This window comes from Colwellia sp. TT2012, assembly GCF_001440345.1.
Classification (GTDB): domain Bacteria; phylum Pseudomonadota; class Gammaproteobacteria; order Enterobacterales; family Alteromonadaceae; genus Colwellia.
Genome location: NZ_LJYX01000205.1, coordinates 1 through 334 on the forward strand (window position 1 = coordinate 1; position 334 = coordinate 334).

The window sequence follows — 334 nt, forward strand, 5'->3', positions numbered from 1 at the left end:
ATAGAAACCTAGCAATGTCCTACTCTCACATGGGAACTCCCACACTACCATCGGCGCAACTGCGTTTCACTTCTGAGTTCGGAATGGGATCAGGTGGGGCCACAGCGCTATGGTCGCTAGATAAAAACTTTTAATCACCGTACCTACCTTAAGTAAGACGATAATTAGCAATCTTGGAAATTTGATATAAAAAGTTTACAAAAGCGTTTCAAGTAACACGAGTACGTGTTTTATATATTTAAAATGTCAGTCTCATACACACTTTATAGTTCAAAACTACTTGGGTGTTGTATGGTTAAGCCTCACGGGCAATTAGTATCAGTTAGCTCAAGAC

At 39.8% G+C, this 334-nt stretch carries 1 rRNA gene; it reads right to left on the bottom strand.

Annotation, left to right across the window (positions count from 1 at the left end):
• Window positions 1-6 precede the first annotated feature (6 nt).
• Window positions 7-121 (bottom strand): 5S ribosomal RNA (gene rrf / locus ASU03_RS19585).
• Window positions 122-334 lie beyond the last annotated feature (213 nt).